The sequence below is a fragment of the Paenibacillus silvae genome, from assembly GCF_014639235.1.
GTDB lineage: Bacteria > Bacillota > Bacilli > Paenibacillales > Paenibacillaceae > Paenibacillus > Paenibacillus silvae.
The window spans coordinates 12,675-30,943 of the sequence record NZ_BMFU01000025.1; the positions used below are offsets into that span (position 1 = coordinate 12,675).

Annotated in this window: 19 protein-coding genes; 12 read left to right on the forward strand and 7 right to left on the reverse strand. The window is 44.4% G+C overall.

The window, feature by feature from the left end; genetic code table 11:
* Positions 1-49: 49 nt before the first annotated feature.
* Positions 50-850, reverse strand: coding sequence for a DUF4261 domain-containing protein (locus tag IEW26_RS29590; RefSeq protein WP_188594957.1), 801 nt, complete (start codon positions 848-850; stop codon positions 50-52).
* Positions 851-959: 109 nt separating this feature from the next.
* The gene (locus IEW26_RS29595; protein ID WP_260410997.1) at positions 960-1,316 is read right to left on the reverse strand and encodes a DUF1304 domain-containing protein; all 357 of its coding nucleotides are present in this window, start codon (positions 1,314-1,316) and stop codon (positions 960-962) included.
* A gap of 267 nt (positions 1,317-1,583) precedes the next feature.
* Here IEW26_RS29595 and IEW26_RS29600 point away from each other — a divergent pair, with 267 nt between their 5' ends.
* On the forward strand, positions 1,584-2,117 hold the full coding sequence (locus tag IEW26_RS29600) for an MOSC domain-containing protein (protein ID WP_145406716.1): 534 nt from the start codon (positions 1,584-1,586) through the stop codon (positions 2,115-2,117).
* 30 nt (positions 2,118-2,147) lie between these two features.
* Here IEW26_RS29600 and IEW26_RS29605 read toward each other — a convergent pair whose 3' ends face one another.
* A complete protein-coding gene (locus IEW26_RS29605; protein WP_188594959.1) occupies positions 2,148-2,993 on the reverse strand; it encodes an AraC family transcriptional regulator in 846 nt (281 codons plus the stop codon).
* Between the two features lie 177 nt (positions 2,994-3,170).
* On the opposite strand from IEW26_RS29605, the gene IEW26_RS29610 reads away from it, so the two are divergent.
* Both IEW26_RS29610 and IEW26_RS29615 read left to right on the forward strand, forming a co-directional pair.
* Positions 3,171-3,620 carry an SRPBCC family protein gene (locus tag IEW26_RS29610; protein WP_111269579.1) on the forward strand — a complete coding sequence of 150 codons (450 nt, stop codon included), beginning with the start codon at positions 3,171-3,173 and terminating at the stop codon, positions 3,618-3,620.
* 185 nt (positions 3,621-3,805) lie between these two features.
* The gene (locus IEW26_RS29615) at positions 3,806-5,332 is read left to right on the forward strand and encodes a methyl-accepting chemotaxis protein (protein WP_188594960.1); all 1,527 of its coding nucleotides are present in this window, start codon (positions 3,806-3,808) and stop codon (positions 5,330-5,332) included.
* 80 nt (positions 5,333-5,412) lie between these two features.
* On the opposite strand, the gene pyk is transcribed toward IEW26_RS29615, so the two are convergent.
* Complete coding sequence (pyk, locus tag IEW26_RS29620) at positions 5,413-6,828, reverse strand: pyruvate kinase (RefSeq protein WP_111269577.1); 1,416 nt, start codon at positions 6,826-6,828, stop codon at positions 5,413-5,415.
* A gap of 113 nt (positions 6,829-6,941) precedes the next feature.
* Here pyk and IEW26_RS29625 point away from each other — a divergent pair, with 113 nt between their 5' ends.
* Positions 6,942-7,721: a helix-turn-helix transcriptional regulator gene (locus IEW26_RS29625; RefSeq protein ID WP_188594961.1), complete on the forward strand. Its 780-nt coding sequence runs from the start codon at positions 6,942-6,944 to the stop codon at positions 7,719-7,721.
* A gap of 59 nt (positions 7,722-7,780) precedes the next feature.
* On the opposite strand, the gene IEW26_RS29630 is transcribed toward IEW26_RS29625, so the two are convergent.
* Entirely contained in the window at positions 7,781-8,455 is a 675-nt protein-coding gene (locus tag IEW26_RS29630) for a phosphatase PAP2 family protein (RefSeq protein WP_188594962.1), read from the reverse strand.
* Between the two features lie 520 nt (positions 8,456-8,975).
* Between IEW26_RS29630 and IEW26_RS29635 the strand changes: the two genes are divergently transcribed.
* From IEW26_RS29635 to IEW26_RS29655, 5 genes are all read left to right on the forward strand, one after another.
* Entirely contained in the window at positions 8,976-9,212 is a 237-nt protein-coding gene (locus tag IEW26_RS29635) for a DUF6953 family protein (RefSeq protein ID WP_145406728.1), read from the forward strand.
* 421 nt (positions 9,213-9,633) lie between these two features.
* Positions 9,634-9,834 (forward strand): cold-shock protein, encoded by a 201-nt coding sequence (locus IEW26_RS29640; protein ID WP_024633772.1) that lies wholly within the window; start codon positions 9,634-9,636, stop codon positions 9,832-9,834.
* A 184-nt stretch (positions 9,835-10,018) separates the two neighbouring features.
* On the forward strand, positions 10,019-10,246 hold the full coding sequence (locus IEW26_RS29645; protein ID WP_111269572.1) for a cold-shock protein: 228 nt from the start codon (positions 10,019-10,021) through the stop codon (positions 10,244-10,246).
* Between the two features lie 478 nt (positions 10,247-10,724).
* Positions 10,725-11,459 carry a C39 family peptidase gene (locus tag IEW26_RS29650; protein ID WP_188594963.1) on the forward strand — a complete coding sequence of 245 codons (735 nt, stop codon included), beginning with the start codon at positions 10,725-10,727 and terminating at the stop codon, positions 11,457-11,459.
* A gap of 64 nt (positions 11,460-11,523) precedes the next feature.
* Complete coding sequence (locus IEW26_RS29655; RefSeq protein ID WP_188594964.1) at positions 11,524-12,699, forward strand: hypothetical protein; 1,176 nt, start codon at positions 11,524-11,526, stop codon at positions 12,697-12,699.
* A gap of 352 nt (positions 12,700-13,051) precedes the next feature.
* On the opposite strand, the gene IEW26_RS29660 is transcribed toward IEW26_RS29655, so the two are convergent.
* Entirely contained in the window at positions 13,052-13,396 is a 345-nt protein-coding gene (locus IEW26_RS29660; RefSeq protein WP_188594965.1) for a hypothetical protein, read from the reverse strand.
* A 164-nt stretch (positions 13,397-13,560) separates the two neighbouring features.
* On the opposite strand from IEW26_RS29660, the gene IEW26_RS29665 reads away from it, so the two are divergent.
* Positions 13,561-14,292 (forward strand): class I SAM-dependent methyltransferase, encoded by a 732-nt coding sequence (locus IEW26_RS29665; protein ID WP_186323245.1) that lies wholly within the window; start codon positions 13,561-13,563, stop codon positions 14,290-14,292.
* Positions 14,293-14,403: 111 nt separating this feature from the next.
* On the opposite strand, the gene IEW26_RS29670 is transcribed toward IEW26_RS29665, so the two are convergent.
* Complete coding sequence (locus IEW26_RS29670; RefSeq protein WP_145406724.1) at positions 14,404-15,048, reverse strand: GntR family transcriptional regulator; 645 nt, start codon at positions 15,046-15,048, stop codon at positions 14,404-14,406.
* Positions 15,049-15,539: 491 nt separating this feature from the next.
* Between IEW26_RS29670 and IEW26_RS29675 the strand changes: the two genes are divergently transcribed.
* Both IEW26_RS29675 and rocF read left to right on the forward strand, forming a co-directional pair.
* Positions 15,540-16,736, forward strand: a complete 1,197-nt coding sequence (locus tag IEW26_RS29675; protein ID WP_188594966.1) for an ornithine--oxo-acid transaminase — start codon at positions 15,540-15,542, stop codon at positions 16,734-16,736.
* Positions 16,737-16,796: 60 nt separating this feature from the next.
* Positions 16,797-17,780, forward strand: a complete 984-nt coding sequence (gene rocF, locus IEW26_RS29680; protein ID WP_188594967.1) for an arginase — start codon at positions 16,797-16,799, stop codon at positions 17,778-17,780.
* Positions 17,781-18,269: the final 489 nt, after the last annotated feature.

Below are 18,269 nucleotides of genomic sequence, written 5' to 3' on the forward strand. Positions count from 1 at the left end.
AGGTCATTATACGTATCATTCTGAATGCCCGAGCGCACCAAAAGGGAGGCTACAAGCCGATCTTCAAGCTGTCTCCTTCAGTAGCGATGCCCTGGGAGCGAGTAATGCTCAGCTTCTGTTGCTCCGTGAATCCGAGGGTTTCCCCATCATGCAAGGTCACATTATTCTCCACTACGTAGGTTGTAGTCATAAACATCATTTCGAACACATCACTTAACGGCTTTGACGAACCAATGATCTCCATCTCATCTTTACCGAAGTTGCACAGGCCGTATGTATATGCGGAAGCGCCCGCTTCGTTCTGATACAGGCCGATGAATACCCAGAGCGGGATAGGCAGTTCACCGTCTTTAAGACCGCGACTCACTTCTACATATTTTCCTGCTTCAACAACAAGGGGGGACATATAGATTGCGAGCGCATGATCGAGCTGTAACAGTGCCGAGGCGGTTCGGGTAAAGAGGGCATGCCCTTCAATGGCATCCGCTGCATTCAGTACAGAGACGATGATCTGAGATTGATGCCTCGATGTCACCTGCTCGGCTTCAGGCCAGAGGACATTTAACTTGGCATTCTCTTCAACCTCCTGATTCGGAACAGGAGCAGCAATGTGAGCACACACGACCTGCATCCCGTCAACTTCAAAGAAGAGATTGCCTTCCTCAGCACGTTCTTCAATCTTAATATTCCATTCCCTCTGCATATTGCGGATAAAAAGCTCAAAATCACAGTCTTCCCGTTCCAGCAGCACAAATCCGACAATGGTCTCACTATGATCTGTTCGCTGGGCCGCAGCGATGGATTCGATTTTCTCCTTTTTGCGCCGACGCAGCTTATCAAACAGTCCCATGTTCTGTTCTCCTTCCTGCTTCCAGATTCATCTGTTGATAGGTATGTTATCCTTCATACCTTATCATATCAGAGACGTAAAGTCGCAGGTCGCCACTGCTCTCCGGAAGTTACAGGAACAATACAAGCAGAAGAGCGATGATTGCGGGCAATCCCTGCTTGATAATAATGGAGCGTGAAGAGGTTACTCCACCGTAGAGAGCGGCGATAATGACACAAGCCAGGAAGAAAATTTGAATGTGCAGCCCTACACTTGCATCCGGATACACAAGTCCCCAGATTAAACCGGCGGCAAGAAAGCCGTTATACAAACCCTGGTTTGCTGCGAGAGCTTTGGTGGAGCTGGCAAACTCCGGAGTTGTGCCAAACGTTTTCATTGTGCGTGGACGAGTCCACATGAACATCTCCATAATCATGATATAGATGTGTTCAATGGCTACAAGAGCAACAAAGATTGTTCCGATCAAAAGAAACACCCTGCTTTCTATTATGTAATTGAATGTACTAACGTACCTATTATATAAGATTAGCATACAGGTAGAAAGGGTCAAATTAATTTTTCACAATTAAATAGTGTATCATGCAATTAATCATAATTGTCAGTCATTACTACCGCATAGAATGGGGATGATAGTTCTATCAGGTTCTACAGATTGTTAAAGGTTCATACATGGGGTAAGTAATTATTGTAGCCAAATACAATCCATATCGGACACAGAAGGGGAGGGGATACTATGGGAACTGTTCAATTTGTTCTACTGGCTGATGATCCATCCACATTTGAAACAAGGGTTGTACCCTTTATTGATATTGAACTCGCCGGAATTCCGGGGGATCGACACTACGGTTTGTTAAGACCGGCCGATTCCCGTCAGAAAATCTACAAACGCGGGACAATGATAGCTAATCGCAGGCAGATCAGCATTGTCTCCGAGGAAGAGTGTGCTTTGATCGCCGAGAAGATGAATATTCCAGAGGTTCGCCCCGAGTGGCTCGGAGCCAACATCCTGGTTCGAGGCGTAGAGCGATTGACGGAGCTGCCCGCGGGCACACGCCTTCTGTTTCCAGATGGAACAGGACTGATCTGTGAAGGAGAGAACCTGCCTTGTGTACATCCGGGAAAAGTGATTGAACAGGTTTATGGGCTGGAGGGTTTGCGCAAAAAATTCGTGCCAGCCGCACGCAAAAAACGCGGTATTGTCTGTTCAGTTGAACGTGAGGGTGTCATTAACACAGGTGACACCATTGAAGTTATACGCTTGCCTTAGTATCCCGGCAGGCATATTTTGCATGGATCGTCATTCCAGAGAGCTTCTGCCTTTATCAGATGGAACAGATTCAGACCCTTGCATGTATTCTTCAGGTGTGCTGCCAATAACGGATTTGAAGTCTTTAATAAAATGGGATTGATCGTGGTACCCCAGGTCCTGCGATAACTGGCTGAAATCACAGGTTAAACCTTGTTCTATGCATTCGGCCGCATTTTGAAGTCGATATAATTGTATTACGGTTTTGGGGCTGAGGCCTACATACTGACTAAACAAACGCTGGAGCTTGCGTGTGTGCAGATTAAAACGGGTGGATAGCTCGTCTACTCTCAATATATCCCGATCCTGCTCGATGTGCTGTACCATGTTATGGATCAAGTTCGCTTCCCGATCCTCAGCAGGAAGACATGCGGACAGTATCTGGTCCATATGCTTGACCTTCTGTTCAATCGGGATATCCCCCAGCAATACCTCTTCAAGCGACGCAGCGTTGACGCCTAACAGACCGGATACCTCCAGCGGTTTTCCATAGAGTGTAGATACGGGAGCTTGAAGAAAGGGATAGAATCCTCCCGGTTTAAACTTTACACCGAACACATGACCTTTACCGTGAATAGAGTAAGTGAACTTTCGATCAGAAGGCCCGAAGAAAAAGGTTTTGTTTCGCTCAACCACCAGATTGACACAGGGATTGGGCACTACATGCTGAGGATATGATTCACTGCCTTCAAGATTCCAGGAAACCATCCAATAATGTCTGACAAAAGGTTTAAGTTCGTCGGCTGGGAGCAGACGTGTCAGCTGATATTGTAGTTGTCCCTGATCCAGATGAAGAATTCCCAAAGAGGGAGTTATCTGCTGGTTTGTCTCTTTCATCCCTGCGTCCTCTCCGTTCACATGTAAATAAATAGTTCAACTATATAGTTCTTTACCTTTAATTATAAAGGATAATCCGCTGTTGTCGCGTTTTTACAATACATCGTTTGGGTATAACGATAGGATAGAAATGAAGAAGTTACTATATGCTTGGTGAGATAAAAGGAGTGAACAGATGTGGTGTTAAAATATGAATTTTATATCAATGCAGGAAAAGAAGAAGTATGGAATGCCCTGATTTCTCCAGAGGGCACGCGCAGCAGCTTCGTTGGCTGTGAGCTTCGATCCAACTTTCAGCCCGGACAGCCATTTGCCTATGTCGGGCCGGGGAATGATGGGCCGGAAACGGTCCATGTATACGGGGAGATTCTTGAATTTGAACCGCTGTCCAGGCTAGGTTACCGTGAGCATCCCGGACCTTCGTACCATTCCAATCATGCGGAGCAGCATTCAAGGGTGCTCTTCCAGCTAGAGACTGTTGGAGAATGCACCAAGCTGACACTCTCGAATGACGAGTTTACAGATAATTATCCTTCCATCGCCAATGCACAGAATAGCTGGTGGATGATTCTGAGCAGCATCAAGACGTGGGTTGAGACGGGCAAAACGATAAACTTTGGGTGGTAGCAACCGTTGCATTTTTGCACCAATAACATAACTTAAAAATTGAAAGAGTCATCTAACAACGCAAATTTTCGCTTATGGAGCGGCAGTTTGCGTTTTTTTTATTATTTGTGACTTTAGCCCTACACTTATTGTCTTATCATGTCGAAATACATATTAAAATACCTTATTTAAGAGGGGATATCGAGATGTTTCTGAAACGTAACGAAGCAACCAAATCAAGTCGTGTAGATTCAAGCCAACAGTTATTGGAGTACAGCCGTAATTTACTGGAGAACGCCAAGAAGGGTTTGTCGTGGACAGGCGAGAATGGCAATCTTGAACAAGCGGATAATGAAATTCTGAGAAACCTCCAGCAGGCTGTGCAATTGATGCAGTCACAGCATGAGTCTATACATATGCGTCTTACTATGCTCAATCAAGCATTGGATGTAGGCCTGTGGGAATCGGAGATTGTTGCAGGTGATCCGCTGGATCACAATAATGTCATTTCATTTTCAGATGAGTTTCGCGAGATGCTTGGTTACAGCAATCCAAAAGATTTCCCGAATGCGTTCGAAAGCTGGACTAAATCGGTCCATCCGGAGGATAGACCTCATTTAACGCAGGAAATTATCAAACATGTAAATGATCCGAGCGATAAAGTGGGGTATAATGCGATAAGTCGTATGATTATGAAGAGTGGAGAGGAACGCTGGTTCAGATGCCTCGGACGACTCATGAAAGATGCTTCAGGTAAACCTGTCAAATTGATTGGTGTAATGTTCGACATCCATGAGGAGAAGCGCAAGTCCGATGAACTCGAAGCGCTCGTAACGCGTTATGACCTGGTTAATCGTGCGCTCGTAGAGGCACCATGGGATATGACGGTGGTTGCTGGAGACGTGGTGAATCCCGACAATGAATTCTGGTGGTCGCCGCAATTCCGGAAAGAGCTCGGATTTAATAACGAAGAAGATTTTCCTAACGTATTCAGCAGCTGGAGCAGCCGACTGCATCCAGAAGATCACGATCGCGTAATCAATGATTTTGCCAAACATTTGAATGACTATAGCGGCAGAACGCCGTATGATCTCGATTATCGTTTGCAGCGCAAAAATGGGGAATATCGCTGGTATCACGCCGGAGGCGAAACCATCCGTGACGAGAACGGAGTACCGCTGCGTGTAGCGGGAACGATTCGCGATGTTACTCATCAGAAGAATAAAGAAGAGATCGTTGAATCAATGAATTTGAAAACGAAACAGTTGTCCGAGTCCATCGAAGAGATGGTGCGCGGCATTAATTCGATTACGGATCAGGCACAAGAACTGGTTAACGCCCAGGAATTGTCCGCTGATGCGGCGACACAGGTGCGGGATAGTGTAGAAGAAACGAAAAACATAACTGCGTTTATCCGTGAAATTGCCAGTCAGACGAATTTGCTCGGCTTGAATGCAGCCATTGAAGCTGCGCGTGCAGGTGAACTGGGTCTGGGATTTGGCGTAGTAGCAGGCGAAGTGAGGAAGCTGGCCGATCATAGCTCAGAGGCTACAGTTAACATTGAAGACAGCATGCAGAAGATGAAAACGCTGATTGACCATATTTTACAGCATATCGGCAACATGTCCACGTTGACTCAGAACCAGGCAGCACTTACACAGCAGGTGAATGCTTCAATGGATGAGATCAATAATATGTCACAGGATCTGGTGAACTATTCGCGCAACCTGTAGAACAATTCAAAAAATCCACCGGGATTCAATCATCCTGGTGGATTTTTTAGGTTCAGCCTATGTTGTAAGCGTGATGCGTATTATACTTGCAGGACTTTAATCAGGTTTGTGTTGCCGGATTGGCCGATCGGTACACCGGCAGACAATACGATGATGTCCCCTTTTTCAATGTAACCCGTTTTGATCGCGTTGCGTGTTGCAGATTCGAACATTTCATCCGTTGTTGTCACTCTATCACCCATAACCGGAATAACGCCGGAGAGCAGGCAGATTTTTGCGAGAACCTCCTCATGCTGAGTTACAGCAATAATCGGAGCTTTTGGACGATATTTCGAGATCATGCGAGCCGTGAAGCCGCTCTCTGTTGAAGTGATAATCGCTTTTGCGTTCAGCACGAGGGAAGAGCTCACTGCCCCTTGACTGATGACTTCGGTAATATCAGCCACTTGCTGTGCAGATTTCTGATCGAATTGCTCCTTGTAGTCAATCATCGTTTCTGCACGGCGTGCAACTGCAGCCATAGTACGAACGGATTGAATCGGATATTTACCAGCAGCAGATTCACCCGACAGCATGACCACGTCTGCACCTTGCAGCACGGCATTGGCCACGTCACTTACTTCAGAACGTGTTGGGCGCGGGTTTACTTGCATGGATTCCAGCATATGTGTAGCAACGATAACCGGCTTGCCGGCTTTGTTACATTTATCAATCATTTCCTTTTGCATCATCGGGACATCTTCGATTGGCACTTCTACCCCGAGGTCGCCACGTGCAACCATGATTCCGTCGGAAGCTTCAATGATATCGTCAAGGTTGGTCATGCCTTCCTCGTTCTCGATCTTGGAGATGATCTGTACATGCTCCTGACCGCGTTCTTTCAAAATGCTGCGGATTTCACGGATGTCATCCCCTTTACGAACGAAGGAAGCCGCGATAATCTCGATATTGTTCTCGATACCGAATCCGATGTGCATAATGTCGCGTTCTGTTACACCTGGCAGTGTCGTTTTGATTCCTGGCAGATTCACACCTTTACGTGGTTTCAAGATACCGCCGCTGATGATTTTACAGTGAATCTCCGAACCTTCAACAGATAATACCGTCAGATCTACCAAACCGTCGTCAATAAGGATGCGATCTCCCGGCTTAACAACCAGATTCAGTTCAGGATAGTTAACCGCGATGCGGTCCACGTCACCAAGAACATCCTCCGTTGTCAGCGTCAGCTCTTTCCCGGCCTGAAGGTGAACGGAAGCCTCTTTCAATTTACCGATACGGACCTCCGGTCCTTTAATATCCATCATGATCGGTACATATTTGTTCAGTTCAGCAGCTGCTGTACGAATATTGTTAATCCGGTTTACGTGATCCTCCAGCTCACCATGTGCCATGTTCAAACGGGCCACGGTCATGCCTTCCTGAATCATAACTTTTAACGTTTCGATTGAGTCACAAGCAGGTCCCATGGTACAGATAATTTTGGTTTTCAACATGCTGATATCCTCCTCATATTTGGTGCTTATGTGTCCATTGTAGCGTTTTCTGTCGAATCAAGATATGAACTATAGTACAATGATTGGAGTATAGTCCGATAACGAGGTGTTATATGGTTACTCCACTTGAAGTCGTTCATATTAATGGTGTTGGCTGGTATGAAGAAACCGCGCAGCCACAAGGAATTTGGCGTCTTAGTCTGGTTACCTATGGAAAATGTGTATATTGGGTGAACGGTGATAAACAGATCATGCAGAAGGGGGAATTGCTCCTTATTCCGGGCGGGGTTCCTTATTACGGCAAAAGCATTCCCACAGTTACGCATACACAGATCGTTATTTTATTGAAGCAGGATGAGGCAGGAGGGCTACCTGCGCTCGAACAGCACCATGCCTTGTGGCACAGACCAGGCTGTTACGAGCTGCTTCATCAACGAATGAAATCCATCCAGCAACAATGGGAAGAACGGCCTTCTTATTATGTCATGATGAGCCAAGCCTTATTGATGGAAGTGCTGATTTATATTAATCGGGAGCTGGATCGCGGAGTGATTCCGCCGGAGAGGCATCGGTATGTGGAGCGAATGAAACGTTACATTGAACAGCATTATCGGGAAAAAGTAACGAAGGAAGAGCTCGGTGATGAGATCGGCAAGTCCCCCAACTATGCGGCTGCATTGTTCAAAAGCATAACGAATCAGACGATTAGCGAGTACGTTCATGATCAGCGGATGAAAAGGGCACTGTACCTGCTCACGGAGTCGCAGCTTTCCATTCAGGAGATTGCCGAATTTCTCGGATATCGAGACCTTTCTTATTTTTACCGTATATTCAAACGTCTTATGGGCAGTCCACCCTCTGATCTGCTGCAGGAACGTCCGCCTGTAGTCTGAATGATGTGTGCCACAGCGAAAACAAAAAAAAGAGGGCCGCAGCCCTCTCTGATTGTATGCTAAGCATTTCGGCTTGGCTGCTGCGTTGCTCTGAGGGGCTGCTTGCTTTTCTCTCGAGCGTGCCCCAAACGTTTGGCAAAAACATGCACAGCCCAATAAGCAGCTTCCGCAAACATAATGCCCCCTACAACGTCAAGCAGAGAATGCTGCTTCACAAATACGGTAGAAGCAATGATGAGCCACAACCAGACCGACCCGATGATTCGTACTGACGGTTTGGCATTCAAATGTCGGTTGAGGATAATAAAGAGCAGGTAGCTGGTGAGACAGTGAACACTTGGAAAGCAGTTCACTGGTGCATCATTGGCATAGATAAATTGCACGAGCATACTACTGATATCCGTTCCGCTTACCTCCGGGCGAGGAACGTACGAAGGGAACACGACAAAACAAACATTGGCAGCCATTACCCCGACGTTATACATAATCAGTGTGCGCCAGTACAGTGATTTGTTGGTAAGACCCAGATAGAGAAAGCTTAGATACAGAATCGGCATCCAGCTGACGTATGGAATAATAAATTCTTTAATGAACGGAATCTGTGTGTCAATCCAGGCATAATTATAGAAGACATTGTCTCCTGCTTGACTGCCCAGAAACATGTAGATAGAGCCTTGTAATGGTATGCACAGAATAGCCAGCAAATGTCCCCAGCGTTGAAAGAATGCTTTCATAAAATCCTCCCTGATCTAATATGCTGTTTAACACATGTTAACCGAGCTTTATATAATAGACGCTAATCAGAGACAGCGCCCCTTCAATGGTTTAAATCTTAAGTAATACTATAATGGACAGATAACGGGATAAGCCATACCTGATTTTATGGGAAAATGGACATGCATAAGTCTCGTTTTTGTTACTTTCAGATGTTTTATCCTTTATTTTAGGCAGCATAAGCATTGGACTCCATACATGGCAAAAGGTTCCGGTTTTGCTCTGCCCACTATTATATTCTGTGTATCTTGTACGGGGAACAACCTTTAACGTCCGTTGCATTAATCGTTCTGAGAGGGCAACCATCATATCGTTCTGAAAGAGTATTCATCATGCAGCCAAGCTTTGCTTCATCTTTCCTCAGCTTGATTCATCTCCTGATTTTCCTGTCTCTTCTGTTGACGTGTTATAATCTGTAGAATGGGATTCATGCGAGACAAGCTTGATGACCCTCTATACAGATGAACGGCAGGTGAAATGATGGAAAAGACAGCTCAGGATGTTGCTGAATGGATGGTTGGTGAGATTAAGTTCACAGGCACGCTTCGGCAGGAGGCAGCTATAGAATATGTTAGAGCAAATTTTGGGGAACAGTTTGTTTTTGTTAACGAAAATGGCAATGCCTCCTTGTCCAAGGAGGTGAAAAAGGCATTTCGCAAGCTTCACGGCGGGCGTGTAGCCTGGGACCGCGATGCTTTTATGTGGGCATGGACCTAGTGTATCTATTGCATGGAATTTGCTGATGCCATCAGATGGTGTTTGGTTATGTTGGATATGCAAGAACAGAACATTTTTGCAAACCATGTATAAGTTGGAATGGAACTGCATATCCTTTCATAAGACCGCGTTTCCTTAACTGTCGTTGGTGGCAATATTAGTGAACGTTTTTCTAAAAATTTTAATAAACATGTATTTCCAAAGCTGTTTGAAAAGAAAATACAAAGGTTTGCTTTTTATGTGGATTAGCGTTATACTAAGAATTAAGTTGTACAGAGCAGAGTGGAAAACCTAATTCACATATTGTAAAGGGCGATCACTTATATTTTATGACTGGTACCTTTTTCAATGTGTGAATTTTTATTTGCTTGCTGCAAAGAACAAAGGAACATGTTAATTTTTATTTGGAGGTGTAATTCACATGCAAAACGGAACAGTAAAATGGTTCAACGCTGATAAAGGCTTCGGTTTCATCGAAGTTGAAGGCGGAGAAGATGTATTCGTACACTTCAGCGCTATTACAGGCGAAGGCTTCAAAACGCTGGACGAAGGTCAACGCGTGCAATTTAAAATTGTACAAGGAAACCGTGGTCCTCAAGCAGAAGAAGTTGTAAAACTGTAATTAAAGCATAGCTGCCTTTAACATGTTATAATGGTAAAGGCAGCTTCTTTTTTTGAACATAGATGAAAGTTGGCCCAACCGTTGTCGAGGCAGAAGTTAGGCGGATGTTACACTTCCGCTAAGCAGTGGCTTTTGTGAAATAACGTCAGTAAGATGTGTTTCCATAACAAAGGGGGTAGAAGTCATGTATAATCGCAAAAAACCGATGGAAGAAATCCCACAGGCTGATGCAGCAATTTGGGAATGTACGAGTGATACGTGCAAAGGATGGATGCGGGACAATTTTGCGTTTGATAGCGTGCCTACTTGTCCGATATGTGCTTCTGAGATGGTCAGTACGACTAGGATGCTGCCATTGCTTGAAAATTCGAATAGCAATCTCAAAACGATGTCTAAAGGAAATCGGATTTAATATAGCATACCCGCCTCTCACGAGGTGTTTTTTTTTAGTTAAAACTAACATCTGTTTGTGGAGGTAGAGGTTATAATATATAAAGCTCTTGGCATTCGTTTTGGCGAATGCTTTTTTCTTTTTGAAGAAATTCTATAATTTGGAATAACGTTGAGAAAACTAACTTAATTCTCTAATGGACAAAGCTTGAACATACCCTGCTTTGTCCATTTTGCGTTTAATCCGGCATTGATTGCGTGAGATGAACACTTAGTCTTACAAACAGGAGGAGACATGAGCGGTTGGGGATTTGTGGTGTGATTTTGAAGCAACAGTACAGCGTCTTCAATCTTCTAATGGAATAAGAATGGACATGTAAAACACATAAAACATTTAAGTTTTATTATATGTAAAATGTTTACTTTTTTAAAAATCGTTGGTATGATTGGGGTGCCGGCCGGCTTTCAAAATGAAAAAGTTCAGGGAGGATAATTTGAATATGAAGCCAATTATAAAATTGATCTCAGCTGCTACGCTTATATTTACTTTAGTGGCCCCGACAACTATTTTTGCAGCAGGTACTGGCGATAATCCGGAACGTACTCTTGACGTTCCTACAGCTGAACAGCAAGCTGTAAAAGCACAAAAAAATCAACTTGCCCTTCAAAAGGCACGACAATTGACCAGTGAAGTTTCAGCTTTTGCATTGGGAGAATCCAAAACAATAGCTGTACCAAGCTATCAGCAAGAAAAGAGCTATTGGTGTGGTCCTGCTACGACTAAGCAGGTACTCGGATTTTTCAATGGATCATCAAGCACCCAAGCCACTTATGCCAAAGAGCTTGGTACCACCACAGATGGTACTGACTTTTCTCTAGTTGATGATGTCATTAACAAACATCAAAATGAGAATACGTATATATACCAAAGCTTTACTTCCTCGGATTATCTTACCTGGAAATCAGCTATGATACTTTCAATCGACTGGGGGAATCCTGCGGTACTGGATCTGAAAATCACTTCTGCTAACATGCCACTTTACTCAAGAACAGTGGCGGGACACATATTGAATACATCCGGCTACAATGTAATTAGTGAAAATGATAAGAAGCTCCGGTTGACAGATCCGTTTGACGAAGGAGGGCGTGGTGTTACGCTTGGTAATGTGTGGCATCCTTTTGACGGTGTATGGAATGCAAACCAAGCTCACTTCCGTAAAGCCATACTTTGGTAGGCGTTAATGCGATTTGAATGGGAGGGGAGTCATCCCCTCTATCTTTCAGACTAGGAGGGATATCATGCAAACTAATAAAGCTAAGATCACATGGATCTTAGTCTCTGTAGTTATAATTTCTGTAGGGGTATTCCGGTTGAGTGTTATTAATAGAGATCATGAGCCATCATCTGTTCAGCAATCGGTTTCTTATGAAACGAATTTGACTATAAAGGAGCCGGTTAGAGAAGCACTCCCTTATTCGGTTCAACCATATAAACTAAAGGATAAAACCTTAATCTCCACGTTTGTCGCACCGAGCTACATTAACGATACTTTGGTTGCTTTTGAAAGAGATGTTAGCGAAAAATCTTCGAGTTACATTGATGTATTTTCGCGTAAAAATAAGGTAATAAAAAATATTTATCAAACTCCCAATAAGGAAATTATTAATTCGCTGGTAGGTGTCGAAAATAAGCTTTACTGGGTAGAGTATGGCAGGGATTCAGAAAAGGATACAATGTGGACAATTAAATCACTTGACCTGCAAAATAATCAGAAAAAAGTTTTATATAGAGGAGTAAGTGGTGATTATACAGAACCACCTGTATTGAGGGTTTTTGATAATCAAATTAGCTGGATAGAAAAAAAGATTAAAAATCACATTGTATATAGCACTGCGATCATATATAAACCAGTTTCTAACGAGTTAATTAGATTAGCCACAACTGAGTTAGATGAAAGTGGTAGTCAGCGAAAAGGAACTTTTATGGTAATTCAACGACCAGTTCCTGATGGTCTGCTTGTACAACAATCTGTATTTAAAACGCCGTCAGAAAAATCGTATGAAATAGTTTTTTATCCATATGATCAAACAGATTCAATTACATTGTTAGAAAGTAATCAAGGAGTAGTTGACTTTACAGCTGATCAAGAATGGTTTGTGTGGAGTGAAATAGGAAAAATCAGCATCGCAGATAGAAAGACCGGGGAGATCAAATATGAGTTTGAAGCAAAGGATAAAGATCTAACTATTGATTCTCCATTTATTATGAATGATCATCTTTACTACAGGTATTCAATGTACCAAATAATCGATGTAGACCTAATAAACGGAAAAACAAAAGATCTATCTGTACCACGACTATCAACATCAAAGATTTTTAACACAGGAAATTACTTGGGATTTTCGTACATGGATGCCAGAAATAATACTGGGGAGGTTGAATTTAATATTATTGCTGCAGAACAATCGAAATAATAGATTGGTACTTAAAGACCAGACACTATGAAAAGGGTGGTGCTGACTGAGAGTGCCTTTTTCTATTTTGAAGTATCAAAGTTACCGTAATTTAAAATTACTTTTTACTATGTATTCTCCCCTAAGCACCCTTCATATGACTGCCATTAAATTTACTACGTATCTTAATGGCTCAAGTTGGGTGGTTACTGTTAATTACTATAAGAAATAAAACATAAAATTTATCAATAAATAAAAAAAGATGACCCTTGTTCACTAAAGGGGTCATCTCTACCGCTACTTAAATGATCATTCGCTGATTTTGATAAATATTCTCGACTTGGGCTAAATTATCGCATTATGAGCATTTACCTTAGATGAACAGGAATGGAAGAAGGAATAGTGTTGCGATCAAGGCGATATCATAACCTGCTCCGTATCCATAACCGTATCCTCCGCCATAAGGGTAACCCCCATAGGCTGACGATTTGGCTTTTTTGGCTGAGTCCCGTTTCTTTGTACTTACTCTGCGAAGCTGCTGCTTGGATTGGACAGCGCACAGGCGCGGACCTTGGAAGCATCCATTCAAGTACACCTTTCCATCCCGGCATTCTCCAAGTGTGCCATACATATGCTTACCGTCTTTCATGACAAGACAGACAGGGCGTCCCATATGCGGTGACAAAGTTTCTTCACATACCGGATGAATTCTGTGCATGCATATCCCCCTCAATATTGCGGTTTGCCGCTTGAAATCAACGGTTTGTATATCATAGTAGAAACAGAGTCAATTGGTATGGACGAGTACCCGGATTTTGGCATAGTCAGGCGCCGATTTTGTATTTACTCCATAGACTGGAGGGAAGGGAAGGAGGGGGAGACGTGGATTATCATGATCTGCTGGCTCGTCTAGGTGAAGGTAGTGCTCATCCTGGCGGATTCTCGGCAACACTGCAGCTGCTGGATTCACTTTCACTACCTGCAGGTGCTCATATTCTGGAGGTTGGATGTGGTACAGGAAGGACGGCATGTCATCTGGCGCATCTGGGATACCGGGTAACTGCGATTGATCTGCATCGTCATATGCTGGATAAGGCAGTGAGACGTGCGCGTAAGGAGCGGGTGGATGTGCGTTTCATTCAAGCGGATGCTGCAGCGTTACCTCTGCCCGATCATCAGGTGGATGTGGTGTTTATTGAGTCTGTTACCATCTTTACACCCTGGCGTAAGACAATTGCCGAGTATGCAAGAGTGCTAAAGCCTGGAGGATTACTGGTGGATCGGGAAATGGTTCTTTCAGGAAGGAAGACGGAGCTGATGAGCCGCAGGTTGAGGCAATTCTATGGTATACGAACGCTGGCGACCGCAGGGGCGTGGAAGAAAAGATTGAGGGGATGCGGATTCTCTCGCGTTCAGGTTAAGGAGCATTCACGTACGATGGGTAAATGGGGCGTTGACCACGATCCTCTGCGTGAGATGGATATGAATTGGCTGGAGGACAAAAGAATGCAGCGTATGAGTCGAACGAATGACAGATTGCTTCTGAAATACGGAAAAAGACTGGGGTATGCTGTATTTACAGCGAGAGCTCCAGTCGGTTCTGGTTCTGAATAAATGAAAGGCAGCCCATGATCGTTATGATCTGAGCTGCCTTTTATTTATTGAATTGGATGATTGGTAGGCATATATCCTAATTGTTGCGAGAATTCATTCAAAGCACATATGTTAAAGCATATCGTTATCAATAATGCGCCAGTGATGTTTAAGTAGTGCCTCAAGCTGTGGTTTATCCTTCGCACGAAAAGCACCTAGAATCTGTCGGTGCTCTTCGTTAACTTCATGCAGCACCTCGGATAGTTTCGGTTTGTTATCACTGACGTAAGATTGCCTTATGAAGCTGTTCTTAAGTGTGTTTAACATTTCAATTACGGTGGCATTCCCACAGCGCTGGATGTAGAGGTTGTGAAAGAGATATTGATTTTTGCTGTATGCGGCCAGATCAAGCCGGCTGATGTCTTCGTCCATTCGGGCAATCAGGGCTTCCATTTCAAGCAGTTCAGACGGTTTGAGCTGATCCACAGCAAGTGTAGCAGCGAGAGCCTCCAGGACACCAATGGCCTGAGAGAATTCAAGCTTCTTGCTTGTGTCAAAAGGAGCAACAATAAATCCCCTGCGCGGGATATACTGCAGTAGATTATCAGAGGTGAGCTGAAATAAAGCTTCCCGGGTAGGGGTGCGGCTGATGTCCAGCTTTTTGCAAATCTCGGCCTCATTAATCTTCTGGTTGGGAAGCAGGGTCCCGTCCTGAATCTTCTGGGCAATGTAATCATAAACATGATCTTTCAAGGACCGATATTTAGGTACCTCCATACCAAACTCTCCCTTCTGTATGTATTTAATATTGAATGGCTGGAAAGCCATGCAGGGCACGCCGCTCGGGGTGTTTCAGGTTTTAATCATCTTAACATCGAGGGGGGAGTTGGGCAAGCAAGTTCATTTTCCAGCGGGGGAGAAGATCGGAGAAATAATAGAACATTTTCTGGAATTATAATGAAAAAAATGTTTAGAAAAGCGTTGTCAATTGCATACAGGTTTTGTTAGTATTATGGATACAACAACGTATATCATATTATGTATATTGTATACAAATAATCGAGTTATTCACTCGGCTCTATGATGCAGAAGGTGAAAGAATATTTATTTAGAAGAATTAATCGTTTCTTAGTTATATTTCTGTTGGTTGGAAGGTATTCAGATGAGGACATCTGCGGAAAAAGAGGAATGAAGTCGTAAAGGCGGGGCGGCTTGCATACATTGGTATTGTATTTTGTATACAATATTACGCGGAAGGTTGTGAGGGCATGGCGGATACCGAAATGTTCATTCAATGGTCGGAAACCTATGCGGCACCTAATTACCATCCACTTCCTATTGTGATTGAGCGAGCAGAAGGTGTTTGGGTGGAGGATCCGGAAGGGCGCCGTTATATGGATATGTTAAGTGCATATTCAGCTCTGAACCATGGGCACAGACACCCTGTTATTATTCAAGCGCTGAAGGAACAGGCAGATAAGGTCACCTTGACCTCAAGAGCATTTCACAGCCATGCTGCGGCTATTTTCTACCAGCGGCTCTCTGCGTTTACGGGGAAGTCCAAAATACTGGCGATGAACACCGGGGCAGAAGCGGTTGAGACAGCAGTGAAGGCTGCGCGAAGATGGGCATACCGTTGCAAGGGCGTAGCGGAAAATCAGGCTGAGATCATTGTATGCTCCGGCAATTTTCATGGCAGGACCCTGACCGTCACTTCTTTTTCCTCATCTCCAGAGTATAAAAAGGACTTTGGGCCGTTCACACCCGGGTTCCGCATCGTTCCTTATGGTGATCTGGAGGCGTTGAAGCAAGCCATCACACCCGATACGGCCGGTTTCCTTGTAGAGCCGATCCAGGGTGAGGCGGGAATCATCATACCACCAGACGGATATCTGGCAAAAGCGTTTGAAATATGTAGACAGAATCGGGTTCTAACGATGGCTGATGAGATCCAGACTGGCTTTGGAAGAACAGGCCGCAGGTTTGCTGCGGATTGGGAGCAGGTCGAGCCTGATATCTGGATCATGGGCAAAGCGCTTGGTGGTGGAGTCATGCCAATCTCGGCTATTGCTGCCGAAGCCAGTATTCTTGATTTATTTGAACCTGGATCACACGGCTCTACGTTCGGAGGTAACCCGCTCGCCTGCGCAGTGGCAGTTGCCGCTTTAGATGTTCTGGAAGATGAAAAGCTTGCTGAGCGGTCGGAGCGGCTGGGGAACTATTTTATGAAACAGCTTCAAGGGATTCATAGTTCAGTCATTCAGGATATTCGGGGGAAAGGTCTGTTCATCGGTGTTGAGCTGAAAAGTCCTGCGCGACCGTATTGCGAACGTTTGATGTCTGCCGGTTTGTTATGTAAGGAAACTCATGAAACGACGATCCGCTTCGCACCCCCATTAACGATCAAGGAGTCAGAGATTGATTGGGCTCTCGAGGTAATCAGAGAGGTATTATGTGACGCTTAACGAAAGGTTTTCACCAGGAATGGTTAGCGTTCAACCACGATGATAAAGGAGCTGGTACTGATGAAGAATGAGAACATTCCAGTCGCAGGAGCGCATGTGAAGCAGGAGGGTGATGCCCAACAGGCCACTCCAGTATCCGCCTATCAGAAGGAAATAGCTCTGATTAAAGTTCCTTTCGGATTAGCTGGTGCGAGAAACGGGGCTGAACTTGGTCCGGATGAGCTTGTCACTGCCGGGCTGAAGCGGGAGATTGCGAGTCTGGGTTATCGACTGACCAGAGAAGTGCGTGTGGACTGTCCGGTCCAGCCAGCTAACGTGCCGGCACGTCGCCTTACGGCAAAGTATCTGAATGAAGTTCAGCAGGTCAGTGAGAAAGTGTGTCAGGAAGTTTCGAGCACTTTGGAAGAAGGCGCATTTCCGCTTGTGCTTGGTGGCGATCATAGTGTAGCAATTGGAACGTTGGCCGGCTTAACAGCGCACTACCAGAAGCTTGGTGTAATCTGGTTTGATGCCCATGCTGACCTTAATACGGAAGATCATAGTCTGACGGGCAATATGCATGGTATGAGTTTAGCAGCAGGTTTGGGCCATTCGACCTTTAACTTGTCGCAGATTAGGGGTGCCGGTTCGTTTGTGGATCCATCTAAACTTGTATATATCGGGCTTCGCGATCTGGATCTATATGAGAAGAAGCAGATACGAGCAATGGGCATTCGGGCATTCACGATGCATGATATTGATCGATTGGGAATGAAGCACGTGATAGAGCAGGCGATAGTTATTGCGGGTAGTGGTACGGATGGCATTCATGTCAGTTTTGATATGGATTGTCTTGATCCGCGCGAGGCACCCGGAGTAGGCACACCTGTACCGGGAGGGCTGAGCTACCGCGAGGCACATTTTGCGATGGAATGTCTGGCTTCATCCAATCATGTTGTTTCTATGGAACTGGTGGAGGTGAATCCACTGCTGGATCAGAACCGGCATACGGCGAGATTGGGAGTTGGATTGATCGCATCTGTATTAGGTAAAACGATTCTATAGAAGGAAGTGTTTTTCAGGGATGCTTTTAATGGGAAAACCCGCTTGATAAAGAGTGACGCAGGGAAGGTGTCTCATGTATCGAAGTTGCTGGTGGATGGTGTACGTGACTTCCCTGCTAGTTATTTGAAAAGAATAGAGGAATGTGAGCCAGGAAGGGGTACGGAAATATGGAAGAATCATTAGATGGGCTTAGTAAACTTTTTTTAAAAAAAGTCTTGCATTATAAATTTGTACATGGTATATTATAATTCCGGCCAAGAAAACACGGTTTACACGGTGCGGCAAGCAGCTTACAAAATAGCTTCTAAAGAAGCTTAAAAAAAGAGCTTGCAAAGTTGGTTCGGACATGATAAGATATAAGAGTTGCTGAAGCGAACGAGCGACAGTGGCGAAAAGAAGTTTGATCTTTGAAAACTGAACAACGAGTGAGTACTGATCTTGCTTGCAAGATCAACAATGAGATTTATAATCTCGTCAGATTCAAAATGA